Genomic DNA, 25,570 nt, shown 5'->3' on the forward strand with positions numbered 1-25,570 from the left:
CGGTAAACCCGGGTGCACAGCTCTGTTCCGGTTCATTTATCCGCGAGCGCAGGTGGTGAACGCTCCGGCTCCGATCAGCCCTCGCCGACCGAACTCCCGACGACCTCCCGCGACTCCGGCCCCGCCCCACCGGGCTTCTCGTCCCCATGCCCAGGCCACCACGCCTTGTGCCCGATGAGCGCGGTGAGCGCGGGCGTGAAGAACATCGCCATGACGAAGGCCGCGATCGCGATGCCCACCGAGATGGCGAAACCCATCTGCGCGAGGACGTTGTTGCCCGCGAGCATCATCGACGCGAACGTGCCCGCCAGGATCACTCCGGCCGCCGCGATGGTGGGGCCGGTGTGCCGCAGGGCCAGCGCCGCGGCCTGTTTCGGTTCATTACCCTCGCGCGCCTCTTCCCGCAAGCGGGCGACCATGAGGATGTTGTAGTCGGTGCCAAGCGCGACCACGAACAGGTACATGATCACCGGCAGCGTGAAGATCAGGCCGGTCTCGCCCCGGATGTGCTGGAACACCAGCACCGCGGCGCCGAGTGTGGCGGCGAAGCCGAGGAACACCGAGGCCATCAGGTACCACGGTGCGACCAGGCTGCGCAGCAGCAAACCCAGCACGATCATGATCAGGATCGCCGCCACCGGGAAGACGATCGAGTAGTCACGCGCCATCGCCTCTTGGAAGTCGACGAAGACCGAGGTGAGACCGCCCACCGCGGCGGTGGCGCCGGCGGGCGCGGCCGAATGGGCGACATCGCGCAGGGGGCCGGAGACGGTGTCCAGCGCGGCGTCCGACTCCGGTGCGGCGTCGAGCGTCACCGCGAAGTCGGCGATCGACTTGTCCGCGGACAACTTCGGCTCGGCCACCTGTCCCACACCCGGCACCGCGGCCAGCGCGGCACGGTAAAGGGCGAGCTGATCGCCGGCCAATTCGCCGCCGCCGGACTGCAACAGGACGTCCGTCGGCTGGGTGGTCCCAGCGGGCAGGCCCTTGACCAGCTCCTTGCTGTAGACGACGGATTCCGATGCCTGCGAGGTCGATCCGGAGCTGAGGTCGAACGTCGGGTGGAAACCCAAGGCGAAGATCCCGAGCACGACCAGGACCCCGCCGGAGACCGCGGCGAACAGACCGGGCCGCCGGCCGAGCGCATTGCCGATCGCGGTGAACCGCGCGCCCTTCGGTTCGGTGCGCCACGCCTTCGACGGCCAGAACACCTTGGTGCCCAACAGCGAGACCACTGCGGGCACCAGCGTCAATCCCGCGGCCAGCGCGACCGCCACCGCGATCGCCAGCGCCGGGCCCATGGCGCGGAACATGCCGAGCGTGGACAACACCAGCGCCATGAACGCGATGATCACCGCGCCCGCCGCGGACGTGATCGCCTCGCCCACCCGCGTGACGGCGCTGACCATGGCCGTCTTCGAATCCTCGCCCGCCCGCAGCCGCTCGCGGTAACGGAACATCAGGAACAGGATGTAGTCGGTGCCGACACCGAACAGCACGACCACCAGGATCGCGTTGATCGATGCGTCGATCTGCAAGTCGAAGGCTTTGGCGACCACCGCGATCAACCCGCTGACCATGCTGGAGATCGCGCCGATCACGACGATCGGCAGCAACGCGATCACCGGGCTGCGGAAGATGATCAGCAACAGCACCAGGATCAGCACGACGGTGGCGATGCCGACGATCGCCAAACCCTTGTCACCCGATTCCCGCTGATCCAGCACCTGCGCCGCTTGGCCGGTGATGCCCGCCTTCAGCTCGGTGCCTTCGACGCGCTCCTTCAGCTGCTTGCGCAGCGCCTTGACCGCGTCGCCCTGCGTGGTGTCGTTCGGATTGGTCACCTTCGTCATCTGCACCGCGATGATCTGGACCAGGCGGTTCTGCGACGGGGGCGTCGGTTGCAGTCCGATGACGTCCTTGATCTGGTCCTCGCGCAAGGCGTTGCCGATCGAGACGACCGAAGCGGCGTCCGCGTCGGTCAATGGCGTGCCGTCCTGCCGGGCGAACACGATGATCGCCGCGGGAGCCGAGCTGTCCGGGAAAGCCTTCTGCTGCAACTCCAACGCTTGAATCGACTCGTAATGCGAGGGTAGAAACGCTGATTGATCTGTGGTGGATTTCAGTTCCGGCGCCGCGGCCACCACCGCGATGGCGAGCAGCACCCACAGGCCGATCACCTTCCACGGATTGTGGACGACCACGGCCCCCAGTCGTGCGAACATCTGCGAATAGATCCTTTCCGGATGTGGAAAAGCGGCGGTATCTCAGATCTGCAGGTCCTGCGAGTTCGGGTTCTCGGCCACGTCGACGACCGTCCGGTAGATGTGCTCCAAAATCCGGCCGCGCAGTTCAGCGGGCGAGTCCACGATCTCCACCGTGTAATCACCCCACTCACGCTCGCCGCTGCCCGGCCGCAGCAGCTCGCGCCAATTCTTCCATTCGGTCCAGTCGATCGCGACCGACATTTCGCGCCAGTCCGATTCCCGGCGGTGCACCACGAATTTGCCTTTGCGGCTCACATAGACCCGCACCACGTTCATCCCGACTTTGCTGTATTCCCGGGACTCGCCGAGCAGCCTGCCGAAGAACCGCTGCTGCCGCCCGCCTCCCGGCCCCACGCGCAACACGATCTGGCGCAAGTCCTCCGCGTCGCCCGGCTCGGCCGATTCCTTCACGATGGTGACGCCGCAAGCCCGCGCCTCGACAGTGTCCGCATCGCTCGGGTCGTTCGGATCGGTGGTCATGATGTCCCCATTTCATAGATCAGTGCGCATGTGGGCATGCGTCTACCATCGACCGGCCCGCCCCGAATCCGGCTCTACCGGTGCGGATTCGAGTTCTCAGAACATCCGGGCCGTCATCTCACTATAAGTAGATGTATACGTATAACGCAAGAGCCGCCCGAGGGCCCGTCCGAACACCGAAGCGCTCGACTAGCCGGCCCGCCCGACCGGCCGACCGTGTTCGAGGCCCCGCGGACCTCCCTCGAACAACGCCGACCTCGGCCACGGCTTCACTCCTGCCGCGCATGCAGGATGAACCTTGCCGCGCCGACTGGCACGCATCAGGTGCTGGAACTCCAATCGTCCGGCAAGATCCGGAACGCGGAGTAACGACTGACGGGCCGCAAGGCTCGAAAGTCACGGCGGTCGAGCGTGAGAATCGCGTCGGTATCGAATTCGTCCGCTAGAGCCACGCACGCAGCGTCGACCAGGTCCAGATTGAGATCGCCGTACTTCCCACGAATACCGACAGCGGCATGCAGCTGTGCCGCATCGATGCCCGAGACGACGATTCGCGTCGACGCAACCCGATCGGCCAGCAGAGCGAGGATGCCGTCGGCCACCTTGCGTCCAGCTCGAACGCTTGCCACATGATGCACCTCGGTCAGCGCCAGCGGACTCACCACGATCGCGCTAGCCGAATCCGCGGCTCGCCGCACCGCGAAGTGCTCAGGATCCGAACGATTGAAAAGCGCGAGGATTCCCGAGGGGTCTGCGATGACGATCATGCGGGCCGGTTCATCGCATTACGGATGTCGTCCTTGCCGATGGGCCCACCTAGATCGAAAGTCTCGTCATCACTGAGCAAGGGAGAGTCCCACTTGCGATGGCGCATGAGATACGCCCGGACCGCATCACGAGTGATTTCGTGCTTCGAGCGCCCCTCGGCATCGGCTTGCGCATTCAGCGCCGCCTCTTCGTCCTCCGGCAACCGCATGGTCCAAGCCATACCATGATGGTATCAGCCCTGATACCAATCGGAGTGCTTCTCATAATTCCACCCGGGCTACAGCCACCCCCACTCGATGACAGGATCGTGTGGTGCGGGTACTCGTGACCGGAGCGAACGGCTATCTGGGCCGAGCGGTGGTGGAGCTGCTGGCCGGTGCCGGGCACGAGCCGATCGCGATGGTGCGCGGGAGCGGTTCGGCCCTGGGGGTGGCGACTCGGGTCGCCGACCTGCTGGACGAGGGCGGGCTGCGCGCAGCGCTGGACGGGGTGGAGGTGGTGTGCCATCTCGCCGGGCTCACTCGGGCCCGCGAGTCGGCGGCCGATCCGCTGCGGTACTTCCGCGTCAATACCGGCGGGACCGTCGCGTTGCTGGATGCGATGGCCGCCGCCGGAGTATCGCGGATGGTCTTCGCTTCCACCGGATCGATATATGGAACTCCCGAACGGCAGCCGATGACGGAGCGTCTACCCGACGCGCCCCCGCACCCGTATGCGGCGAGCAAGCTGGCGGCCGAGTGGGCGATCAGTGCGCAGGCGGCCACCGGTCGCTTGTCCGCTGTCGTGCTGCGCTTGATGAACGTAGCCGGTGGCGTGGATCCCGATCCGACGCGTCTGGTGCCCCGTGCGTTCGCCGCCGCGATGAACGGCTCGGCGCTGGAAGTCAACGGCGACGGCAGCGCGGTTCGCGACTATCTGCATATCGCGGACGCCGCGGCCGCTTTCGTCGCGTGCGTCGAGAATATGCCGATGAGCGGCGAACGGCGCTATCTCATCGGCGGCGGCCGTGGCAGCAGCATCCTCGACGTCGTCGCCGCGGTCGAACGGCAGACCGGCCGCCGCATCCAGCTGACCCACCGGCCACCGGCGCCCGAACCGGCCGCGCTGATCAGCGATCCCACGAAGGCGATGACCGAATTACCTTGGCGTCCTTGTCGTTCGGACATCGAAACGATCGTTCGCGACACCTGGCGTATCGCCCGGACCGACGAGACCAAAGGATCACCCGGCCCGTCTTGATCGCTGCGACCCACCCATCGCCGCGAACCAGCCCGTCCGAACTCATCACTCCCGCGCGGGTCAACCGTGCGCGAGTGCGCGCATCGATGCGCGGACATCCGCCACCACCGTGGCGACGTCGTGACGCGCGAGTTCGATCAGCGGCAGCCCGAGCAGCTTGCTCTTCGACGCCGTGGTCTGCACCAGCTCTTTCGCCTGCCGCTTGGTCAGCTCGGATTCACCCGACGCATGGCGAATCAGCCCGTCCCGCCAGACGTTTCCGACTTTTCCGTGCGCACGGCTCAAGAGGAAGCCGACGACCGCGTCGTCCGGACCGGCAGTGTCGACCGCGTCCGCGTGCACGATCAGATATCCGGCTCGCGGTGTATCGCGGGTGACGCGCAGCCCGTACTTGGCGGATACCGACGAGGACAATCGCGCCAGCGACCGCGCGTCGCGCACATCGGGATGCGAATCGGGCACCACGGCGACCACCTCGCGGCAGTTCGCGGCCAGCAGTACCCGCAGCAACCAGCCGCCAGGGTCCTTCGCCAAGTTCGCGACCACACTGCACAGTCCACGCCGACTGTGCGCGGCGGGTATCCCGTTGGCGAGCAACGTGTCCAGGCCGACCTTCGCCCGCCCTTCGGCACTGCCACCCCAGCCGTCGCCGACCAGTACCGCGGCCTCCCCCGTGGTCTGCTCCAGCAGGTAATCCACGAACTCGCTGTCGAGCTGACCGGTACCTCCTTCGAGGGATTGCGGACCGTGGGTGTAGATGTTCGCCGCGACGCCGCCCTGCGCGGACTCGAGCGAACGCCAGGTCCGCGAGGTCGGCCTGCACACGTACCAATCAGCCGAGCTCCCGACGGCTTGCGCACCGAGATACCGGTTGAACTTCGGCAGCATCGCCTCGGTCGCCAGATGCAGATCGCGGACCGTGTTCTGCACCTTCAAACCCAGCGCTGGTTGCCGGGCGCTGAACCCGTAGGCCAGGAGAATCCGCGAATTCTCTTTGTCGCTGAGGCCCGCGAGACCGCGAGCCAGGAACAGCTTGATGCCCTCCGGCGTGTACGGCGGATCGGTCACCGCCAGATCGGCGGACCGGGCGGCGGCTGTCGGCAGGCCGAGGCGAAGATCGGCGAACAGGCACTGCACCTCGTTGGGCAGCTCCGCGGTCTCGGTATCGATGAACTCGAGAATGCGCTCGTCCAAGTCGACCACCGTGATACTCGCCCGCGGGCACACCAGCGCGGTGGCGATCGAGGTGAGATCGTGATCGCCGACGAAGAGAATCCGCGACCCGGCCAAGTCGAAGGTGGAATCCATCCACAGGGCGCGTCGCACAACGGTTTCCGCTGTGGCCGAGACGTGGTCGATGTCCTGGCGCGACGCCGGCGCCCGCCGGATCAGGTCCCGCACGATCCGGATGGTGTCGGTGTGCTGCGACATCCGCGCCGCCAGCGGATCGATCAGCTCGGTGCGTCGCAGCTGCGGAAAATCGAAGCGTGCGGCGTAGCTGTCCACCCGGTCGGCGCGCAGCCGAAAGGTCTCCCCCTGATACTCGAGATCGTCCCCCAGCGCCGACAGAACGTCTTCCACGGTCCGCCGCGGGACGGCCGTCGACCGCACCAGCGAAGCCAGCGTGTGCTCCTCCGTGCCGACCGCGTAGACGACTTCCCGCAGCTGACGCCCGGCCACACCGGCAGCTTCGACAACTGCGGCCACCTTCTCGATCGCAAGACCCCCACTGCCGAGATGGTTGTTATCGGTCACGTTCTCACGATAGTGGCCGGTTCACCCCGCACCGACGTCGGGAGCCGGTCGTACACATCCGCGTATCCGCCCGCGGCTGCCACGCGCCCGTCCTCGATCACCACGACCTGATCGGCCGCCTGAACCGTCGAAGGCCGATGCGCGACGACCAGCACGGTGCATCCCTGCGCGAGGCGCCGCAAGTTCTCGGCGATCAGATCCTCGGTGATGCCGTCCAGATGCGCGGTCGGCTCGTCGAGCAGCAGCAGTTCGGGCCGGCCGAACACGGCCCGCGCGATCGCGACGCGCTGCCGTTCACCGCCGGACAGCGACGTCCCGTGTTCGCCGACCGGCGTGTCCAGACCTTCGGGGAGACGTTCGACCAGATCGGCCAGGCCCGCCATGTCCACGACCTGCTCCAACCAGTTCTCCGCGGACTCCGGCGTGCCATAGCAGATATTGTCCCGCAGCGTTCCGAACATGCTCGGGGAATCCTGCTCGACGAGACCGACTCGGGCGCGCCAGTCATGCAGGGAATGCTCGCTGTGCGCGTCGCGGCCGTTCAACATTATGGATCCTTCGGAAGGATCATAGAATCTGGCGAGCAAGCTCAGTATCGTGCTCTTCCCTGCCCCCGAACGTCCGACTATGGCAACCATGGTGCACGGTGCGACGCGAAAATCTATGCCACGCAGCACGGGCCGGTCTCCATAGCTGAATCGCACATTGCGCAGTATCAGGCCGGAGGTTTCAGCAGGCAGGTTCGTCTCACACTGCTGGTTCTCCTCGGGTCGCCGGTCCGTCTCGGCGGGAAGATCGAGGACCGTGTCCACCCGCTGTAGTGCCGCCAGGCCGGTCTGCATGGCCCGCCCGAAATCCAGGATCCCCATCATCGGGGCCGACAGATAATTCACATACAGCAGGAAAGCGACGAGTTCGCCGATCATCATGTGATTGCCGGAGACACGCTGCAAACCCACGACGATCACGACTACGAAAGAGGCGTGGATGCCCATTTCGATCGCGGGCGATATCGCCGAACTCAGGCGCGCAGCCCGCACATTGTGCTGGTATATTTCCCCGGCCACCTGCGCCAGTCGGTCCGATTCCCGCTCTTCCATGCGATGGATGCGAACCATGCGCACCGCACTGAGCACGCGTTCCAAGTCGGAGGCGAGCGCACCGGTGCTGTCCTGCGCGGCCGTCACGGCCCGGCGAATGCCTTTCAGCGCGCCGGCGACGACGAAACCCGCGGCGAATACCAAGGTCAGCACGATGACGGCGAGCAGAGGGTCGAGCCAAAGCAGCATCCCGATTCCGCCGATGATGATCACGCCGTTGACGGCCGCGCCGACCACGTCATAGACCAACGCGTCGCGCAACAGGGTCGTATCGGTCGTCGCGCGCGAAATCAAGTCGCCGAGCCGCTGCTTTGCGAGCACGGCTAAATCGACCCTGATCAGGCGATCGACAAGGGCTCTTCGGATGCGAAGGATCATGCGCTCCCCCGCTTGATCGAGCCGGAACAGCGCGTAGGCCTGCAGGATGGCCTGGGCGAGGAAAACCGCCACCAGCAGCACGAGAAACAGGACTACCGAATTCTTGGCGATCGCCCGGTCGATGGTCCAATTGACGATCATCGGCTGCAGCAACCCGAGACCCGCCGCGAGCAAGGCCGCCGATCCGGCGAAAGACAATCTGATGCGATTGCCTCTGGTCCAAGCGAGCAGATCCCGCAGCGAAGTTCGCGCCGGCGTGTCCACTGTCGAATTCATGATCCCGTCAATCCACGATCTCGTAGCCGAGATCAATCGCTTCGGCAAGCCACAGCTCGACTTCCATGATACGGGTGGCCACCATCGGATCAATTTCTTTGCGCAGCGCCCCCGCGTCGAGGATTCCGCTGTCCACCAGCGTGTCCGCTGCGAGTACCTCGGTATCGACACGATCCAGGATCGCTCGGGAGAATATCTGCTTCTCCGTGGGCAGGTATGGCACGGCCTCGGCCGGCAGCAGCTTGACGACCTGCGACTTCCTCCGCCAGTACGCGCACGGGTAGCCAGGGTCGTATCGCATGTGCAGGGGCAGTCTGCGGGCGTCGGCGACGAATCCCGGTTCCAGGAAGGGATCTTCGGCACGGACCAATCCTGGAGTGCGCAGCCTCTGATGCGGATAGAGGCTGCTCCAGGCATCCATCGTCGCGAAGGTGGCGTGGTGGTGCTCGTGCATGGCGACCAACGATCCGATCCAGGACCCCGCCCATTCGTCGGCGAGGCCGCGGTAGGGCTCTCGCAAGAAATCGTGCGACGGGTTGCGGCACAGTTCGGGCCAGGATGAGGCGAGATAGAGCATCGCCCGCTTCCGCTTCCGTTCGAACGCGGCCCGCAGCGCGACGGCTTCCAGCTTCGCCGTGGAGTAGTGCTCGCCCGGATGATCGCGCCAGTAGCCGGGAAGGTCACGCCACCGGCCCGCGCGCAACAGCTCGAGGGTGAGGAATTGCGTACTTCCCAGCAGTTCGTCGGAGCCGTCGCCGGAGAGGATGACCTCCGCGCCCGCGGCATGCGCGAGCTCGGCGACAACGCGGTTGGCGTCCGGCAGCGCGTCCAGCCGCGGACCTTCCGGGTGCCACTGCGGGCGGCCTGCCGGCCTTTGCGACAGCGGGGCCGTGCGCAGTTCGCAACGCAGATCGAGACCGCGCAACACCCGCTCGATGACCGGGACGTTGGACCGGCCCCGATCGTCGATCATCTCGATGGCGACCGCCCTCACCTTCCGCTCGTCGCCGAAAGCGCGTACGGCGTTGACGAGGACCGCGAGCGAGTCGAGCCCGCCCGACGTGGACACGGCGATATCGGCGCTGTCGCCGACCACACGTTCGATGGCCGCGACGAATTCCGCGCGCAGGTCTCGCAGGCTCCGGTCGGGCGCGGGCCACGGCTGCTCCAGCACCATGTCCGGCTCGTTTTCGAATGGATGCGTTGGGCCGAACTCGCCTCTGATCGCGGGGAGGGCGAGCCAGAGCGCCAGCTTTCTCCGCGAAATGCTATTCGTCAGCACGATGATATTCCCCCCTTTACAGAAGGGAGGCCTGCCCGGTCCGAGCGGACCTGGGCAAGCCTCCGGAGTTCCGCCCTACTTGGGCGCCTTCTGCAAGGACTTCACGGTCTCCGCCAGAGCGACCATGTTGCTCTGAATTCCCTCCGCCGCGGTGCGGTCGTAGGCATCGGCACGACCGCCGCGCACGCCCTTGCCGTGGGTGCCGTCGCCGGGGCTGCTCTTCTTCGCCATCGATATCTCCTTCATCAATTTCTTCGGTGCGTCCGGTTGATTCAACCGAGCGCCGATTCCCATGAAACCCGGACCAGAATGAGGTTTCAATGATTTCGAATCGGACGATACGGATGTACGAATGGATGCTGGGAGTATTCGAGCACTGATACGGTTTTGCACAGGAATTGGACGGATGCGCGAGCCGCTTCGCCCGCGGCGTGCCGAAACGCGAGCCGGGGGCCGCAGCGTACTGCGGCCCCCGGCTTCGATGAAGCGTTCACACCACCTACGCCATCACGCACCCGCGCGGTAGGCGAACCGGTAGGCCGTCCGCACACGGCCGCCGAAGTGGTAGTCGATCACGTCGATGACGAAGTCGACATGCCTGGTCAGGTACTCTCCCTCGGGATGCTCCTCGACCGCGCTGCGCAGCGCAGCCAGGCATTCCGCGACCACGCTGTCCAACTCTGTGGCTTCCGCCGAGCCCGGCGCGGATGGATCGCCGGTCGACTGGCCGCCGAAACCGTCGCAGCGACCGCGCGTCCGCGCGGAGGCTTCGGAATTGCTTCTCGAATTCCAGGTGATGCCACTCCGCACATTGGATAGTCCGATCGCCCGTTCACGACGCGCAGTGGACAGTAGTTCGAGTAGTTTCCCCCCGCCGCCGAGGACTTCGTCGGCGCGTTCGGCGAATTCCGAACTCGGCCATCGCTCGGCTTTCTCTATTTTCGCCACAGTCGATCCGCTGTGCATCAGCAGGCGCCCCAGCTCGACCTGTGATAAATTGCGCGATATTCTCAATCGCCGCAATTCCGCCCCGAATCTGTGTTGTGCCGACTGGTCAGGATTCAGTTTCTTCAACGCCCGCCCCATGATCATCCTTCGCGAGATCACTGATTTGTCAACTTAGCCGAACCGCCACAATGACCTATCGAGCCTCCTCCCACTCGAAAAGAATGCGCGACTTCCTCGCTTATCGCCCCCGTTACGATGGTGACGCACATGCCGAGGCCGGACATCTCGAACGCGGCCGAACCGCGCGCCCGGCACTCGTTCGATACCGCCGCGCGCCGCCTGCCGCGGCAGAGCCGCCCGCGCTCGCGATCAGTTCGCGACGCTCACGGGGGCATCACATGCCGACATCGAAAGACCGAGGTCGATACGACCTCCGGATCGCGGAGGAGCGCTCCCCCGCGCAGGCGTGCCCGATACGCTCGAACCGACATCCCACCCCCTTGACTGCGGCCGCCCGTACTCGAGGCATGCTCGCCCGTGCGGGGCTGGAGTCTCCCGGCTCCTGCACACCTCACCTCCGTCCTGGAGTCGGCCCACCGTCCACAATAGACGCAAATACCGGCCGAGCGGTTCGCCGAACAAGCCGAGATGCGTTGGCGCGCATGGTCCGAGCGGCGAAGCCGTGGCCGCGACATACGGTCGGCGTCACCCGCCGAGTCCAGCGCGGTCGAGCAGATACGCGGTCAGAGGTCGGTAGTGGCCGGGGTGGACGCCGTCGTCGAGTGGCACCGTGACCGCGATCTTCCCTTCCGCGTGCCCGGCGAACAGGGCGGGGTCATTGCTGTCGGCGAATCCGACGGTCTCGATGCCCGCCTCGCCCGCCGCTCCGGCCCAGCCGTGATCGGCGATGACCAGACCTGGCCACCGGCCGGTCGCGGCGTCGCGCAACTCCCGCAGGACCGCCCGCATCGGATGCGGGTCATGCGTGTGTCGCAGCGTGCCGTCGGTGCCGAGCGCGGCGACTCCTGAGGTGTAGACGATTTCGCGGTGCTGAGGGCCGAAGGGCGTGGTGGCCCGATACGACCACCCGGCGGCAGGCGTGAGCACCACACAGCCCGCCGCCCGCAGCGCGTCTGCGGCCGCGCGATAGACGCCCATCAGCGTGTCCGGATGCCCGGTCGCCAGGATCACCGTCTCCTCGCGGCGGGCCGCGAGTCCGATCCGCTCTGCCATCGCGTCGAGCGCGTCGAGCGTCAGGTCGACGTCGATGGTGTCCGGCCCCCGGACATGACGGGGATCGGAACCGACCCCGCACAGCCGCGCCATCATCTCCAGGGTCTCGGCGAACGTCCAATTCCTCAGCGTCAGCCCGAACTGGTATCCCGGATCCTTATCCACCATCTTGCGATAGTTCGCGAGATTCCCTTCCCGAGGCGTCGCGACATCCCCCGCGATCCGCGTCCGCAGCAGATGTTCCCGCAGCCGCGCACGGTCATCGGGCTGGTCGGGTCGAGTCACGTTCCCCACCGCTCATACCTCCGCATCGGCCGTCGGCGCCAGTCGTCGCGGTTGCGGTCAGGCGGCGGTGCCGGTTCGCCCCATCGCTGCCCGCGACACGCACACGACAGTACCCACTCCGCACACGGCGAAGGCCCGCCTCCCGGAACGGGAAACGGGCCTTCGGGTTTCACGCCGTGGCGGAGAGGCTTACTTGGCCTTCTCCAGCACCTCGACCAGACGCCAGCGCTTGGTGGCCGACAGCGGACGGGTCTCCATCAGCTGAACGCGGTCGCCGATGCCGGCGATCTCGTTCTCGTCGTGCGCCTTCACCTTCGAGGTGGTGCGAATGATCTTGCCGTAGAGCGGGTGCCGGTTACGGTCTTCCAGCTCGACGACGATCGTCTTGTTCATCTTGTCCGAGACAACGTAGCCGACCCGCACCTTGCGGGTGCCGCGCTGCCCTTCTGCTTTGTCGCTCATGCGGCATCTCCCTTGCCAGCGGGTCCGGTGGCCAGACCGAGCTCACGCTCACGCATGACCGTGTAGATGCGCGCGATCTCGTGACGGACGACGCGCAGACGACGGTTGTTGTCCAGCTGACCCGTCGCCATCTGGAAGCGCAGGTTGAACAGCTCTTCCTTGGAGTCGCGCAGCTTGGCCACCAACTCCTCTTCGGTGAGCTCGCGGAGCTCTGCGGCCGGTGTTCCGGTAGCCATCAGAACTGCTCCTCCCTGGTCACGATCCTGCACTTCATCGGGAGCTTGTGCATCGCGCGACGCAGGGCCTCGCGAGCGGTCTCCTCGTTCGGGTAGCTCATCTCGAACATCACGCGACCGGGCTTGACGTTCGCGACCCACCACTCCGGCGAACCCTTACCCGAACCCATACGGGTCTCGGCGGGCTTCTTGGTCAGCGGGCGATCCGGGTAGATGTTGATCCAGATCTTGCCGCCACGGCGGATGTGGCGAGTCATCGCGATACGCGCCGACTCGATCTGCCGGTTGGTGACGTAGGCCGGCTCCAGCGCCTGGATGCCGAAATCGCCGAACGCCACCGAGGTGCCGCCCTTGGCCGTACCGGAACGGCCCGGGTGATGCTGCTTGCGGTGCTTCACCTTGCGAGGCATCAGCATGCGTCAGCCCTCCTGTGTCTCTGCCGGAGCGTCGGCCACCGCGGTGGCGGCGCGCCCGGCCTCAGTGCTGGTCGCGGTGGTGCCGGTGGAACCGGACCGACGCGGGCGGCTCGGCCGCTCCCGGCGCGGACGCTCGGGCGCGGCGGCAGCGGCGGCGAGCTCACGCTTGCCACCGACGATGTCGCCCTTGTAGATCCAGACCTTCACGCCGATGCGACCGAAGGTGGTCTTGGCCTCGTAGAGGCCGTAGTCGATGTCGGCGCGCAGCGTGTGCAGCGGCACCCGACCCTCGCGGTAGAACTCCGAGCGCGACATTTCGGCGCCGCCGAGACGGCCCGAGCACTGCACACGGATGCCCTTGACGTTCGGCGAACGCATGGCCGACTGGATGGCCTTGCGCATCGCGCGACGGAACGCCACACGGTTGGACAGCTGCTCGGCGACGGCCTGGGCCACCAGCTGCGCATCCGACTCGGGGTTCTTCACCTCGAGGATGTTCAGCTGCACCTGCTTGCCGGTGAGCTTCTCCAGCTCGGCGCGGATGCGGTCGGCCTCGGCGCCGCGGCGGCCGATCACGATGCCCGGACGCGCGGTGTGGATGTCCACCCGCACGCGGTCACGGGTGCGCTCGATCTCGACCTTGGCGATGCCGGCCCGCTCCATGCCGGTGGCCAGCAGCTTGCGGATCGCGACGTCTTCCTTCACGTAGTCCGCGTACTGCTTGTCCGCGTACCAACGCGATTTCCAGTCGGTGGTGATACCGAGGCGGAAGCCATGGGGATTGATCTTCTGTCCCATTTACTTTGCCCCTCCCTTCCGGCGGTTACGAGTGGCTCCACCGGCGGTGGGGATGCTCTCGACCTCGATGGTGATGTGGCTGGTGCGCTTGCGGATGCGGAACGCACGGCCCTGGGCACGCGGCTGGAACCGCTTCAGGGTGGCGCCCTCGTCGACGTACGCCGTCGAGATGACCAGCGTGGCCGGGTTCAGGCCGAGGTTGTTCTCGGCGTTGGCCGCGGCGCTGGCGACGACCTTGGCGACCGGCTCGCTCGCGGCCTGGGGCGCGAACTTCAGCAGGGCGAGGGCATCCTCGACGCGCTTGCCGCGGACCAGGTCCACGACCCGGCGGGCCTTCATCGGGGTGACGCGAACGTGCTTGGCGGTCGCGCGCGCAGTCGGGTTCTGAGTCTCAGTCGTCATCGCCGCTTGCTCTTCCGGTCTTCCTTGACGTGGCTCTTGAACGTCCTGGTCGGCGCGAACTCACCGAGCTTGTGCCCGACCATGTTGTCCGAGATGAACACCGGCACGTGCTTGCGGCCGTCGTGCACCGCGAACGTGTGCCCGATGAAATCGGGGATGATGGTCGAACGACGCGACCAGGTCTTGATGACCTGCTTGGTGCCCTTCTCGTTCTGCACGTCCACCTTCTTCAGGAGGTGGTCGTCGACGAACGGGCCTTTCTTGAGGCTGCGTGGCATTTCTTACCTCCTCCTTCAGCGCTTCTTGCCGGTCTTGCGACGGCGGACGATGAGCTTGTCGCTCGGACGGTTGGGCTTGCGGGTGCGGCCTTCCGGCTGACCCCACGGCGAGACCGGGTGGCGACCACCGGAGGTCTTGCCCTCACCACCACCATGCGGGTGGTCGACCGGGTTCATGACGACACCACGGACCGTGGGGCGGCGGCCCTTCCAGCGCATACGTCCGGCCTTGCCCCAGTTGATGTTCGACTGCTCGGCGTTGCCGACCTCGCCGACGGTGGCGCGGCAGCGCACGTCGACGCGGCGGATCTCACCGGAGGGCATACGCAGCGTGGCGTAGGGGCCTTCCTTGCCGAGCAGCTGGATGCTCATGCCGGCCGAACGGGCCAGCTTGGCGCCGCCACCGGGACGCAGCTCCACCGCGTGGATGGTGGTACCGGTCGGGATGTTGCGCAGCGGCAGGTTGTTGCCCGGCTTGATGTCGGCCGTCGGGCCGGACTCGATGCGGGTGCCCTGCGTCACGCCCTTGGGGGCGATGATGTAGCGCTTCTCGCCGTCCACGAAGTGCAGCAGCGCGATGTTCGCGGTGCGGTTCGGGTCGTACTCGATGTGCGCGACCTTGGCCGGGATCCCGTCCTTGTCCAGGCGACGGAAGTCGATCAGGCGGTAGGCGCGCTTGTGCCCGCCACCGCGGTGCCGGGTGGTGATCCGGCCGTGGGCGTTGCGGCCGCCGGACTTGGTCAGCGGGCGCAGCAGCGACTTCTCCGGGGTCGACCGGGTGATCTCGGCGAAGTCCGAGACGCTGGAGCCACGACGGCCCGGCGTAGTCGGCTTGTACTTACGGATTGCCATGAGTTCTTCTCTGCTTTCTGGACTCCCGGGCGCTTACGCGACCGGGCCTCCGAAGATCTCGATGGGCTTGCTGTCGGCCGAGATGGTCACGAGCGCGCGCTTGGTGTTCTTGCGCTTGCCGTAACCGAAGCGGGTCCGCTTGCGCTTGCCCTGACGGTTGGCGGTGTTGACGCTGGTCACCTTCACACCGAAGACCTTCTCCACGGCGATCTTGATCTGCGTCTTGTTCGAGTCCGGGTGCACCAGGAAGGTGTAGGTGCCTTCCTCGATCAGTCCGTAGGACTTCTCGGAGATGACCGGCGCCAGCAGAATGTCGCGGGGGTCGGCGATGGTGGTCACTTGCTCTCCTCCTGTGCAGCCTCGGCCGGGCCGTGCACGAACGCGTTGAGCGCCTCGACGCTGAACACCACGTCGTCGCTGTTGAGCACGTCGTAGGTGTTGAGCTGATCGGGAGCGATCGGGTGCACGTTCTGCAGGTTCGCCACGCTCTTCCACGCGGCGACGTCCTCGCGGCCCACCACGACCAGGAACTTCTTGCGGTCCGACAGCTCGGCCAGGAAGCTCTTGGCGGTCTTGGTGGACGGGGTCTGCCCGGCCACCAGTTCGGTGATCACGTGGATGCGCTCGTTGCGCGCCCGGTCGGACAGGGCGCCACGCAGGGCGGCGGCCTTCATCTTCTTGGGCAGGCGCTGGGTGTAGTCGCGCGGCTGCGGGCCGTGCACGGTGCCACCGCCGGTGAACTGCGGCGCGCGGGTCGAACCCTGGCGGGCGCGGCCGGTGCCCTTCTGCCGGTACGGCTTCTTGCCGCCGCCGGAGACCTGGCCACGGGTCTTGGTCGCGTGCGTGCCCTGGCGGGCCGCGGCCTGCTGGGCCACGACGACCTGGTGCATCAGCGCGATGTTGGCGGTCACGTCGAAGATCTCCGCGGGGAGGTCGACGGTGCCGTTGGTCTTGCCGCCGATCTCCTTGACCGGCAGCGTCAGGTTGGCCTTCTTCTCGAGGCTGGTCATGCGTGCGCACCACCCTTCACGGCGCTCTTGACGATCACGACGCCGCCCTTGCGACCCGGGATCGCTCCCTTGATCAGCAGCAGGCCGTTCTCGGCGTCCACCTTGTGCACCGACAGGTTCTGCGTGGTGACCCGGTCGTTACCCATCCGGCCCGACATGCGCATGCCCTTGAACACGCGGCCGGGGGTGGCGCAGCCACCGATCGAACCCGGACGGCGGTGCACGGCCTGCGCACCGTGCGAGGCGCCCTGGCCACGGAAGCCGTGGCGCTTCATGGTGCCCGCGAAGCCCTTGCCCTTGCTGGTGCCGGTGACGTCGACGTAGGTGCCCTCTTCGAACACGTCGGCGTTGATCTCCTGGCCGACCTCGAAGGTGGAGGCGTCCGCGACGCGGATCTCGGCGACGTGGCGGCGCGGGGTGACGCCGGCCTTGCTGAACTGGCCGGAGACCGGCTTGGTCACCTTGCGCGGGTCGATGGCGCCGAAGGCGACCTGGACGGCGCTGTAGCCGTCGCGCTCGACGGTGCGGATCTGGGTGACGACGTTCGGCCCTGCCTTGATGACGGTCACCGGAACGACGCGGTTGTTGTCGTCGAAGACCTGGGTCATGCCGAGCTTGGTGCCCAGGATGCCCGCGGCAGGCCTGTTCTTGTTGTCAGTCATGTCTCGAGTCCCCGTCACTGAATGTTGACGTCGACGCTGGCCGGCAGGTCGATGCGCATGAGCGCGTCCACCGTCTTCGGCGTCGGGTCGAGGATGTCGATAAGGCGCTTGTGCGTACGCATCTCGAAGTGCTCGCGCGAGTCCTTGTACTTGTGCGGCGAACGGATGACGCAGTACACGTTCTTCTCGGTCGGCAACGGCACCGGGCCGACGACGCGTGCCCCTGTGCGGGTCACCGTCTCCACGATCTTGCGCGCCGAAGCGTCGATCGCCTCGTGGTCATAGGCCTTGAGCCTGATGCGGATCTTTTGTCCCGCCACGCTAAGTGTCCTTTTCTCCGCTTTCCTTCGTGATCCGAAGCCCGGCTACACCAGTCCTCTGGACCACCCTCATTTGCACAGCCCGAACACACGAAGACGTCCCACACGGTGGAGACCATGACCGGGCATGCCCGATCCTCGCCGCTGTTCATCTGTCATGGTTCTCCGGTCCACGCGGTCGGGCGTGTCGCCCGTCCGCTCATTCCTCGGCCTCGGATCGCTACGTATCTCAGGCCTGGAACACTGTCCCGGACGTACCCACGCCAGAAACCCGGCGAGGTACATGATGGGTACTGCTCGCCCCGCCCGACCAGCCGTTTCACGGAGAAACAGGCATGGCCCGGTGCAAGGCAACCCGAACAGTATGCACGACCCCCGTGGGCCACTTCAAATCAGTGGGGCCCGAGACGAACTTACTTCTGAGTAAGATAGCGGCCATGACGAAAGAGACCGTGACCTATCGCGGCTGGAAGAAGCTGCCGGACAACCGGCTGGGACATGCCTTGTTCTCGCTCGGGATGGTGGCCCGGGTGCCCTACTTCGGCACCGTGCTGCCGAACGTGGTGCGGCTCGAACCGGGGTTGTGCGAGGTCACCTCGCCGAAGTGGTTCGGCATCCACAACCATCTGGGCACTTTCCACGCCATCGCGGCGTGCAACCTGGCCGAGGTGGCGATGGGCATGCTCAGCGAGGCGACCGTGCCCGCGACGCACCGGTGGATCCCCAAGGCGATGAACGTGCGGTACCTGGCCAAGGCGGAGACCGGGCTGCGGGCGGTCGCGAAACTGGCCGAGATCCCCGACTTCGCGAGCATCACCGATGGCCGCGAAGTGGTGGTGCCGGTGTCGATCTACGACAAGCACGGCCTCGAGGTGGTGCACGCCGACATCACGACCTGGGTCACGCCCAAGTAGTCACCGACGACCCCCGCGCGGCCGGTCCCGCCGCGGTGATCTCGACCGCTGAGGGTCGCTGGGTGGCGACCCCTCGCGCGCGGCCGGTACCACCGACGCTTTCCGGCTCCTCCTGCGCCGGGGCGGATTTCATTCACCCGGCGACGACGCGGCCCCGATCGATACGCAGGATGCGCTCGGCGCAGCCGGCGAGATCGTCTTCCAGACAGGCCGAAACGACGATCGTCATATCCTGCCGCGCGAGAGCGCGCAGCATCCCGGACAGGTAGCGACGACCGTCGTCGTCCAAGTCGGCCATGGGATTGTCGAGCACGAGCGCCGTCGTTCCGGCGGCCAGCGCTTTGGCCAGACCGAGCCACTTCTTCTCGCTGCGGGACAGCCGCAGCACGGGCGTGGCCGAGGACTCCGCCAAACGCGCGAGATGCAGTGCGCGATCGACCAGTTCCTCGGCCGCGTCTGCGCTGTGCCCCGCGATCTTCGCCGAGAACTCCACCACCTCGGCGACCGACCAGGTCTCGCTGCCCTCGTACACGTCGGGGACCCAGCCGACCCTGGAGCGGACCACCCACGGTTCGACGCTCGGATCCGCGTCCTCCACGCGCAGCCGCCCCCGGTGCGGCCGCAACTGACCGGCGAGCATCGATAGCAGCGTCGTCTTCCCCGCGCCGTTCGGCCCGACCACTGCGGTGACCAGGCCCGCGGGGGCGCGGAACGTCACGTCGTCGACCACCGCGATTCCGGCGAATTCGCGGCGCAGCCCGCTACAAGTGATGCCGAGGCCCACCGCGGTTCTCCATCCCGTCTCGTGATCTTGTCCGGCCGCAGGCGCGCTCAGCAGGGCAGTGCCCGCCGATCTCCGGCGAGCGCGGACAGCACCGCCGCGGCGGCGCGCGGGTCTTCGAGCATCCCGCTGTGGTCGGCCGCGTCGGCGGGGCATCCGTCCTGCAACCACACGTTGCGGTCGGCGGCGGTCGGCGCGGCCAGCAGGGCGGTGTCCTGCGGCGTGATCACCTGGTCGGCGCGGGAGGCGATGGCCGTGTACCGGGGACCCGGCACGGTCTCGCCTCCCGCGTTCAGCCGGTTCAGCAGCGGTGACCCGACCACTTGCTGCTGACCCGGAGTCCCGAAGACCTGAGCGGCGATCTGCGCGTCCCCGAGGCCGAGCGCGGCCAGGTCCGGATAACTGCCGCGCAACCCGGCCCAGGTCGTGCCGCGATAGGGCGTGCCGAGCGTCACCACCTGGGCCACCGCCTCGCCGCCGCGGGTGCGCAGATACTGCCGGATCACGGTGCCGCCGGTGGAGTGGCCGACCAGCGCCACCCGGCTCGCGCCCGTCGTCTCCCGCACGGACCGCACGACTTCGGCGAGTTCGGCCGCCATCCGGTCGATGTCGGCAACGCCGTAGACCACGCGGCCCAGCAGCGCGGCGCCGATCGGCCCGATGCCGGTGGCACTGGAGCCGGTCTGCCCGCTCACGGCGTCCACGACGCCCGGCGCCGCGCCGAGATTCGCGGCGAACACACAATGACCCTCGGCCCGGATGGCGGGCGCGAGCAGGGGGAAGCTGCGGCCGATGTCGGTGCCGGAGCCGTGCACGAGCACCACCGGCTCCGGTCGCGCCGGTGTCGGCTCGCAGGTCCAGTCGTTGGCGCCGTCCAGCGCCGGTGTCTCCGGTGCGGCGGCCGCGCTCGGCGCGTGGGACAGTGCCACGCAGGCCGCGGCCAGCATGAGGCCGACGACGCGCGCGGCCCTGGTACGAACAGTCATTCCGAATTCCCGACGGATCAGATTCCCAATGGTGCGGCGAGCGTCGGCCAGGAATCCTTCAGCGCGTCCTCCCAATAGCCCCAGGAATGAGTTCCTTCCGGGCGGAAGTTGTAGCGCGCGGGGATGCCGAGGCTGTCCAGCCGGTCTTTCATGTTGTGCGAGCAGTAATTGGTGGCCGCTTCGATCACGCCGCCGACGACCAACTGATTCGCGAAACCCCATGGACCGTTCAGCGAATATTTTCCGCCGTATCGGTCGTAGACGCCGGGCATGCCATTACCGCTGGCGATGTAGATGGATTTTCCGCGCAATCCCTCCGCCTGCACGTAAGGATCATTGGCCGCCCATTGCGGGGCGCCCGCCGGACCCCACATGTTGTCCAGCTCCGCGAGACCCCATTCCTCGACGGTCAGCCGGACGAATTCGCGGCCGACCGGATCGCTGGTCTGCGCGCAACCGCTGTAGGCCGCGACGCTGGAGAACAACTCGCCCGTGGTCGCGGCGAGGGCGAGCGTCGTGGTCCCCGACATCGAGAACCCCGCGAGCGCGTTGCGCCCGCTGGTCCCGAGGTACGCGTCGATGAGCGGGGGCAGTTCGGTGCTCAGAAAGGTCCGCCACTTCTGTCGGCCCAGTCTGGCATCGTCCTTCTCCCAGTCCGCGTAGTAGCTGAACATGCCGCCGATCGGCGTGACCGCGTGCACGTTCTTGTCCGCGAGGAATTGCATCGCGTCGGTCTTCGTGGCCCAGGTGGAGCCGTCGATGCCACCGGCCGCGCCGAGCAGCAGATACAGCACCGGCCGCGGCACGCTCGTATCCGCGGCGCGCTGCACTTCCACCGGAATGTCGAGATCCATCGCGGCGGAATGCACCGTCAATGTCAGGCTCCGCGCATTGTGTTCCTGCACGGAGACGATGGAAGATTCCGCGGGCGCCGCGTGGGCCTGCACCGAAACCATTGCCGACGCGGCGGCAGCCCCGGCGACGACCGCCGACAACATCAGCCGACGGAGGTGGCTTCCTCTCATGACTCCCCTTGTCCCGAATCCCGGAACGCCTCGCGTTCCGAGCTCAGGGTATGGTCCGGCCGGAGCCGATTCACGACTGAAGTTGCTGGGCCACCAATTCTGGGGGCATGCCAGAAACCCCGAATTATCGTCCGTCCATATCGATCCGATCCCGAAATAGCGAGCCCTTGATTCCTTGGGCTCCGAGGCGCGGAATAGTTGCGCGGCCGTCGTCCCACCGGATTGAATGCCCGTATGGGTGTCAGCGCGGACCGGGAAGTCGATGTGTGCGTGGTCGGGCTCGGTCCCACCGGACGGGCGCTCGCGCACCGCGTCATGCGCGCGGGGCTGTCGGTGACCGCGATCGACCCACGCCCGGAACGGCTGTGGCCGCCCACCTTCTCCTGCTGGGTGGACGAACTGCCGCCATGGCTGCCCGCCACGGCGATCGCGACGACCATCCCGGCGCCGACGGTGTGGACGAAGACCGAGCATCGCATCGACCGTCCGTACTGTGTGCTGTCCAAACCGGGTCTGCGGGCGGCGCTGCCGCTCGACGACGCCACCGTCGTGACGGGCCGCGCCACGCGGGTGGACGCGCACGAGGTCGAACTCACCGACGGCGCGGTGCACCGGGCGGCGGTGGTGTTCGACACCCGTGGACTGCCCTCGCTGGGACGCCGCAGAGCGGCCAGCGCGCACGGCATCTTCGTCGACGCCGAGACCGCGGCCCCGATGATCACCGAGGGCGAGGGCTTGCTGCTGGATTGGCGGCCGGAGAACGGCGCGGGACCGGACGAGCCGCCGTCGTTCCTCTACGCGGTGCCGCTCGGCGACGGCACGGTGATCTTCGAGGAGACCAGCCTCGGTCTCCGGGGCGGCATGCCGCAGCACGAACTGCGGCGGCGCACGCTCGCGCGGCTGGCCGCGCACGGCATCCGGCTCACCGGCGCCGAACCGAGCGAGGCGGCGCACTATCCGCTGGACCAGCCGCCGCCGCGCAGAGGCGAGGCGCGCGCGATTCCGTTCGGTTCGCGCGGCGGCATGATGCACCCGTGCACCGGGTACAGCGTCGCCGACTCGTTGGCGCTGGTGGACACCGCGGTCGCCGCGCTGCTGGAAGGCCGCGACCCGATCGCCGCGCTCTGGCCGCCGCGCGCGCGACTGGTGTATTGGATGCGGATGCGCGGCCTCTACGGCCTCGGCAGGCTCACCACCGAGCAGTCCGTCGCCATGTTCGACGCGTTCTTCAGCGCGTCACCGCGCGGGCAGCGCGCCCTTTTGTCCGCCCACGACGACTACGCGGCGCTCGGCGCGGTGCTGTTCAACACGGTCGCGCACACCTGGCCGTTCCGCTGGCGCTACGACCTGGTCGGCTGGACCAATCGCAACCGCTGGCTGGACTACGACTTCGCCGAACCGCGGGAAGACGCCGTCCGCCGGATTCGCTGACCCGGCGGACGGCGACGTGGGTGGTTACGGCCCGGTTTCCGCGGCCCGCCGGTACCCCCTGATCGCGGGGTAGGCGAAGACGACGATCATCCCGATCGTCCAAGCGAGCGTCTCCAGCAGCGGGTCGGCGACCGCGCCGCCGTAGGACAATCCGCGCATCGCGTCGATCGCGCAGCTCATCGGCTGGTGCGCCACCACGTCCTGCAACCAGATCGGGTAGGCGAAGACCGGAACGAAACCCGAGTTGAAGAACATCAGCAGCGTGCTGATCATGCCGATGATGTTCACCAGCATCACGCCCTCGGACACGGTGGCCAGCGCGGTGACCAGGACGGCGAACGCCACCCCGAACAGCACCGGGATGCCGATCAGCGCCAGGCCCGCGAGCGGCCCCTGCTCGAATCGGAAGCCGAGCAGCAGACCGACGGCCACGACGAACACCGTGGTCACCAGTACCCGGATCGCCTCGGCGAGCAGCCGGCCGGTGAATCCCGCCGCGCGGTGCACCGGCATCGTCCAGAACCGGCCGAGCAGTCCGGTCATCTTCTCGGTCTTGAAGCCGAGTGCGCTGACCACCGCGCCGGACATCGCCGCGACCAGCGTCAGCAACGGGACCGTTCCGTACACGGCCGGCATCCCGGTGGCGCCGGAGACGGGCTTGTTCAGCACGATGTAGAACATCACCAAGGTGAGCGCGGGATACACCAGCGTCTGGATGGTGGTCGCGGGATCACGCGCCCAGACCAGCAGCAGCCGCTTGCACTGGATCAGGCTCTGCGAGACCCAGGTGACCAGCGAACCTTCCGGCTTCGCCCGGACGATGGGCAGCGGTTCGCTCGCGCGTACCTCCGCCTGCTCGGCCTGCGGCGCGGTGCGCTCCACGGTCGATTCCACCGAACTCATGACCGCCTCACACTCGCCCAGATCGCCAACGGGGTGAACACCGCGGCCAGCCCGATCAACCACACCAGCGGCACCCACAGCACCTGCCAGGTCACGCCGTCGGCCGCCATGTCGCGCAGCGCGAAGGAGAACTGCGAGATCGGCTGATTGCGCACGAACGGGCGAATCCACTCCGGGAAGTTGCGCTCCGGCACGAACCCGCAGGAGAGCATGCCGAAGATCAGTGTCGGCAGGGTCAGCGCCTGACTCAGCGACTCCGGGCTCTTGGTCAGACTGCCGAGCCCGTCGGCGCCGACCGCGAGCACGGTGCCGACCGCGAGCGAGAACGCGCAGAACAGCACGGCCTGGCCGGTGCCTGCGACGAAACGGAAGCCGATCAGGTGCCCGAACAGCACCGCGGCGGTGAGCGAGGTCACCGACCGGACCAGCCCGGCGCAGATGCGCGAGGTGAACGGCACCAGCGTCCCGATCGGCATGGTCTGCAGGCGGGTGCTCAGGCCGGTCATCGCCTCGAACGCGGCCAGCTGCGCGTTCGACATCATGGTGAAGGCCATGGTCTGCAAGACGATGATCGGCATGACGTACTGGGCGTAGTCGACGCCCTGGATCTTCATCACATAACGCAGCGGCAGATAGAAGCCGAGGGTGAAGATCAGCGGCGTGATCGCCGCGACGATCAGCTCGCCCTTGGTCGCCATGGTCCGCACGATGCGGCCGGTCAGCGCGCGCCACTGCGCGAACGACGACAGCCGCGCCGCGGGCAGCTCGGCGAACAAGGTCACGTCGGCCTGGATGTGCTCCGGGGCGGTCGCAGCGGTCACGCTCGGCCGCCCGAGTGGCCGGTGATGGACAGGAACACGTCGTCGAGCGAGGGGCGGCGCAGCGCGATGTCGGCCAGTTCGACACCGGCGCTGTCGAGCCTGCGCAACGCCTCGGTCAGCGTGGCGGCGCCCTCCGGGGCCGGGATGGACAGCCGGTCGCCGCCGTCGACGTCGGCCAGCACCGCGGGCGGCACCAGGTCGCCGAGGGCGTACGCGGCGGTGCGCAGCTTCTTCTGATCCAGGGGGACGACCTCGCAGTAGCTGCCGCCGGTCTTCTCCTTGAGTTCGTCGGCGGTGCCCTCCGCGATCACCGTGCCCTTGTCGATGACGATGATGTTGTCGCTGAGCACGTCGGCTTCCTCCAGGTACTGCGTGGTCAGCAGCACCGTGATGCCTTGCGTCTTGAGCGCGGTCACCAGATCCCAGACGCCCTGCCTGCTGCGCGGGTCGAGACCGGTGGTCGGCTCGTCCAGGAACACCACCTCCGGACGCACCACCAGCCCGCAGGCGATGTCGACGCGGCGGCGCATGCCGCCCGAGTAGTGACGCACGGCGCGGCGGCCCGCGCTCACCAGATCGAATTCCTCCAGCAGGGTGTCGGCGCGCTTGCGGGCCGCGGACTTGCCGAGGCCCATCAGCCTGCCGAACAGCTCGAGGTTCTCCCGGCCGGAGAGGTTCTCGTCCAGCGCCGCGTACTGACCGGTCATCATGATCGATCGGCGCACGCCCGCCGGGTCCTTCAGCACGTCGTACCCGGCGACGACGGCGGTGCCCGAATCGGGCCGCAGCAGCGTGGACAGCACCTTCACCATGGTCGTCTTGCCCGCGCCGTTGGGCCCGAGGATGCCGAGCACGGAGGCGCGTTCGGCGACGAAGCTGACGCCCTGCAGCGCATGCACATCGCCGAACGACTTGCGGACGTCCGCTACCCGGACCGCAGGCTCACTGGCATGCGACTCTGCTTGGTTGGAACTCGGCATCAACTCTCCACTATCGGCCGGTGCGGCGACCAGGTCGCCCGAGCGCAGGCGCACGCTCGGATTGGTGATCCGTCGCGCTCGGCGTGATGTTACCGGCCCGATCGCCCGGACTTCCGCGTCGCGTGAGGTACCCGCACCGGGGCGCACCCATTGTGTCCTTACTCACATTTCCCGCCGCCCGTTCGCGACCCGAAGAATCGACGCTGGTGAGCGCGATCCGGTACGGACGCCGGGCCTGCGGCCGAGCCTTGTCGGTCCGCTGCGCGAGACCATAGTCTGCTT

30 protein-coding genes are annotated in these 25,570 nt (G+C 67.3%); 3 read left to right on the plus strand and 27 right to left on the minus strand.

Annotation, left to right across the window (positions count from 1 at the left end; translation table 11 throughout):
• Window positions 1-74: 74 nt before the first annotated feature.
• The 4 genes from NB3_RS24555 to NB3_RS24570 all read right to left on the minus strand — a co-directional run bounded on the left by NB3_RS24555 (window position 75) and on the right by NB3_RS24570 (window position 3,735).
• The gene (locus tag NB3_RS24555) at window positions 75-2,225 is read right to left on the minus strand and encodes an MMPL family transporter (RefSeq protein WP_067808043.1); all 2,151 of its coding nucleotides are present in this window, start codon (window positions 2,223-2,225) and stop codon (window positions 75-77) included.
• 42 nt (window positions 2,226-2,267) lie between these two features.
• Entirely contained in the window at window positions 2,268-2,747 is a 480-nt protein-coding gene (locus NB3_RS24560; protein ID WP_067808050.1) for an EXLDI protein, read from the minus strand.
• Window positions 2,748-3,067: 320 nt separating this feature from the next.
• Window positions 3,068-3,514: a type II toxin-antitoxin system VapC family toxin gene (locus NB3_RS24565; RefSeq protein ID WP_067808053.1), complete on the minus strand. Its 447-nt coding sequence runs from the start codon at window positions 3,512-3,514 to the stop codon at window positions 3,068-3,070.
• Window positions 3,511-3,735, minus strand: coding sequence for a ribbon-helix-helix domain-containing protein (locus tag NB3_RS24570; protein WP_067808056.1), 225 nt, complete (start codon window positions 3,733-3,735; stop codon window positions 3,511-3,513). The genes NB3_RS24565 and NB3_RS24570 overlap by 4 nt, the downstream gene beginning before the upstream one ends.
• A gap of 92 nt (window positions 3,736-3,827) precedes the next feature.
• On the opposite strand from NB3_RS24570, the gene NB3_RS24575 reads away from it, so the two are divergent.
• Window positions 3,828-4,754, plus strand: a complete 927-nt coding sequence (locus NB3_RS24575) for an NAD-dependent epimerase/dehydratase family protein (RefSeq protein ID WP_067808125.1) — start codon at window positions 3,828-3,830, stop codon at window positions 4,752-4,754.
• A 60-nt stretch (window positions 4,755-4,814) separates the two neighbouring features.
• Here the strand turns inward: NB3_RS24575 and NB3_RS24580 are convergent, their stop codons facing one another.
• From NB3_RS24580 to rpsJ, 17 genes are all read right to left on the minus strand, one after another.
• Window positions 4,815-6,509, minus strand: a complete 1,695-nt coding sequence (locus NB3_RS24580) for a bis-aminopropyl spermidine synthase family protein (RefSeq protein WP_084823636.1) — start codon at window positions 6,507-6,509, stop codon at window positions 4,815-4,817.
• Window positions 6,506-8,263 carry an ABC transporter ATP-binding protein gene (locus tag NB3_RS24585; RefSeq protein WP_084823637.1) on the minus strand — a complete coding sequence of 586 codons (1,758 nt, stop codon included), beginning with the start codon at window positions 8,261-8,263 and terminating at the stop codon, window positions 6,506-6,508. The genes NB3_RS24580 and NB3_RS24585 overlap by 4 nt, the downstream gene beginning before the upstream one ends.
• Window positions 8,264-8,270: 7 nt before the next feature.
• On the minus strand, window positions 8,271-9,440 hold the full coding sequence (locus NB3_RS24590; RefSeq protein ID WP_084823638.1) for an asparagine synthase-related protein: 1,170 nt from the start codon (window positions 9,438-9,440) through the stop codon (window positions 8,271-8,273).
• Window positions 9,441-9,620: 180 nt separating this feature from the next.
• Complete coding sequence (locus NB3_RS24595; protein ID WP_157111988.1) at window positions 9,621-9,776, minus strand: lariocidin/triculamin family lasso peptide core domain; 156 nt, start codon at window positions 9,774-9,776, stop codon at window positions 9,621-9,623.
• A gap of 276 nt (window positions 9,777-10,052) precedes the next feature.
• Window positions 10,053-10,631: a helix-turn-helix domain-containing protein gene (locus NB3_RS24600; RefSeq protein WP_169810743.1), complete on the minus strand. Its 579-nt coding sequence runs from the start codon at window positions 10,629-10,631 to the stop codon at window positions 10,053-10,055.
• 567 nt (window positions 10,632-11,198) lie between these two features.
• Complete coding sequence (locus NB3_RS24605; RefSeq protein WP_067808066.1) at window positions 11,199-12,011, minus strand: phosphatase; 813 nt, start codon at window positions 12,009-12,011, stop codon at window positions 11,199-11,201.
• Between the two features lie 189 nt (window positions 12,012-12,200).
• On the minus strand, window positions 12,201-12,473 hold the full coding sequence (gene rpsQ / locus NB3_RS24610) for a 30S ribosomal protein S17 (protein ID WP_043719750.1): 273 nt from the start codon (window positions 12,471-12,473) through the stop codon (window positions 12,201-12,203).
• Window positions 12,470-12,709 carry a 50S ribosomal protein L29 gene (gene rpmC / locus NB3_RS24615; protein WP_040864843.1) on the minus strand — a complete coding sequence of 80 codons (240 nt, stop codon included), beginning with the start codon at window positions 12,707-12,709 and terminating at the stop codon, window positions 12,470-12,472. The genes rpsQ and rpmC overlap by 4 nt, the downstream gene beginning before the upstream one ends.
• Window positions 12,709-13,125 (minus strand): 50S ribosomal protein L16, encoded by a 417-nt coding sequence (rplP, locus tag NB3_RS24620; RefSeq protein ID WP_063021258.1) that lies wholly within the window; start codon window positions 13,123-13,125, stop codon window positions 12,709-12,711. Before rplP ends, rpmC begins: the two co-directional genes overlap by 1 nt.
• A 3-nt stretch (window positions 13,126-13,128) precedes the next feature.
• On the minus strand, window positions 13,129-13,923 hold the full coding sequence (gene rpsC, locus NB3_RS24625; RefSeq protein WP_067808069.1) for a 30S ribosomal protein S3: 795 nt from the start codon (window positions 13,921-13,923) through the stop codon (window positions 13,129-13,131).
• Window positions 13,924-14,325 (minus strand): 50S ribosomal protein L22, encoded by a 402-nt coding sequence (gene rplV, locus NB3_RS24630; protein ID WP_067808071.1) that lies wholly within the window; start codon window positions 14,323-14,325, stop codon window positions 13,924-13,926.
• Window positions 14,322-14,603 (minus strand): 30S ribosomal protein S19, encoded by a 282-nt coding sequence (rpsS, locus tag NB3_RS24635; RefSeq protein ID WP_043719741.1) that lies wholly within the window; start codon window positions 14,601-14,603, stop codon window positions 14,322-14,324. The genes rplV and rpsS overlap by 4 nt, the downstream gene beginning before the upstream one ends.
• Before the next feature lie 15 nt (window positions 14,604-14,618).
• Entirely contained in the window at window positions 14,619-15,455 is an 837-nt protein-coding gene (gene rplB, locus NB3_RS24640) for a 50S ribosomal protein L2 (RefSeq protein WP_039795441.1), read from the minus strand.
• Window positions 15,456-15,488: 33 nt separating this feature from the next.
• Window positions 15,489-15,794 carry a 50S ribosomal protein L23 gene (rplW, locus tag NB3_RS24645; protein ID WP_011207266.1) on the minus strand — a complete coding sequence of 102 codons (306 nt, stop codon included), beginning with the start codon at window positions 15,792-15,794 and terminating at the stop codon, window positions 15,489-15,491.
• On the minus strand, window positions 15,791-16,465 hold the full coding sequence (gene rplD / locus NB3_RS24650; RefSeq protein WP_067808073.1) for a 50S ribosomal protein L4: 675 nt from the start codon (window positions 16,463-16,465) through the stop codon (window positions 15,791-15,793). Before rplD ends, rplW begins: the two co-directional genes overlap by 4 nt.
• Window positions 16,462-17,127, minus strand: a complete 666-nt coding sequence (rplC, locus tag NB3_RS24655) for a 50S ribosomal protein L3 (RefSeq protein ID WP_067808076.1) — start codon at window positions 17,125-17,127, stop codon at window positions 16,462-16,464. Before rplC ends, rplD begins: the two co-directional genes overlap by 4 nt.
• Before the next feature lie 14 nt (window positions 17,128-17,141).
• Complete coding sequence (gene rpsJ, locus NB3_RS24660; protein ID WP_003938093.1) at window positions 17,142-17,447, minus strand: 30S ribosomal protein S10; 306 nt, start codon at window positions 17,445-17,447, stop codon at window positions 17,142-17,144.
• Between the two features lie 437 nt (window positions 17,448-17,884).
• Between rpsJ and NB3_RS24665 the strand changes: the two genes are divergently transcribed.
• Window positions 17,885-18,361 carry a hotdog fold domain-containing protein gene (locus NB3_RS24665; RefSeq protein WP_067808079.1) on the plus strand — a complete coding sequence of 159 codons (477 nt, stop codon included), beginning with the start codon at window positions 17,885-17,887 and terminating at the stop codon, window positions 18,359-18,361.
• A 133-nt stretch (window positions 18,362-18,494) separates the two neighbouring features.
• On the opposite strand, the gene NB3_RS24670 is transcribed toward NB3_RS24665, so the two are convergent.
• The 3 genes from NB3_RS24670 to NB3_RS24680 are packed head-to-tail and all read right to left on the minus strand — an operon-like array spanning window position 18,495 to window position 21,153.
• Window positions 18,495-19,145, minus strand: coding sequence for an ATP-binding cassette domain-containing protein (locus NB3_RS24670; protein WP_067808087.1), 651 nt, complete (start codon window positions 19,143-19,145; stop codon window positions 18,495-18,497).
• Window positions 19,146-19,192: 47 nt separating this feature from the next.
• Window positions 19,193-20,128 carry a lipase family alpha/beta hydrolase gene (locus NB3_RS24675; protein ID WP_157111989.1) on the minus strand — a complete coding sequence of 312 codons (936 nt, stop codon included), beginning with the start codon at window positions 20,126-20,128 and terminating at the stop codon, window positions 19,193-19,195.
• A 17-nt stretch (window positions 20,129-20,145) separates the two neighbouring features.
• On the minus strand, window positions 20,146-21,153 hold the full coding sequence (locus tag NB3_RS24680) for an alpha/beta hydrolase (RefSeq protein ID WP_067808100.1): 1,008 nt from the start codon (window positions 21,151-21,153) through the stop codon (window positions 20,146-20,148).
• A gap of 234 nt (window positions 21,154-21,387) precedes the next feature.
• Between NB3_RS24680 and NB3_RS24685 the strand changes: the two genes are divergently transcribed.
• On the plus strand, window positions 21,388-22,584 hold the full coding sequence (locus tag NB3_RS24685; protein WP_067808102.1) for a lycopene cyclase family protein: 1,197 nt from the start codon (window positions 21,388-21,390) through the stop codon (window positions 22,582-22,584).
• Window positions 22,585-22,608: 24 nt separating this feature from the next.
• On the opposite strand, the gene NB3_RS24690 is transcribed toward NB3_RS24685, so the two are convergent.
• Genes NB3_RS24690 through NB3_RS24700 form a run of 3 tightly spaced genes read right to left on the minus strand, consistent with a single transcriptional unit; the run spans window position 22,609 to window position 25,288 of the window.
• Window positions 22,609-23,487 carry an ABC transporter permease gene (locus NB3_RS24690; protein ID WP_067808105.1) on the minus strand — a complete coding sequence of 293 codons (879 nt, stop codon included), beginning with the start codon at window positions 23,485-23,487 and terminating at the stop codon, window positions 22,609-22,611.
• Window positions 23,484-24,281: an ABC transporter permease gene (locus NB3_RS24695; protein ID WP_244892062.1), complete on the minus strand. Its 798-nt coding sequence runs from the start codon at window positions 24,279-24,281 to the stop codon at window positions 23,484-23,486. The genes NB3_RS24690 and NB3_RS24695 overlap by 4 nt, the downstream gene beginning before the upstream one ends.
• Window positions 24,282-24,304: 23 nt before the next feature.
• A complete protein-coding gene (locus tag NB3_RS24700) occupies window positions 24,305-25,288 on the minus strand; it encodes a daunorubicin/doxorubicin resistance ABC transporter ATP-binding protein DrrA (RefSeq protein ID WP_067808130.1) in 984 nt (327 codons plus the stop codon).
• Between the last annotated feature and the right edge of the window lie 282 nt (window positions 25,289-25,570).

The organism is Nocardia beijingensis NBRC 16342 (assembly GCF_001612785.1).
Taxonomy (GTDB): domain Bacteria; phylum Actinomycetota; class Actinomycetes; order Mycobacteriales; family Mycobacteriaceae; genus Nocardia; species Nocardia beijingensis.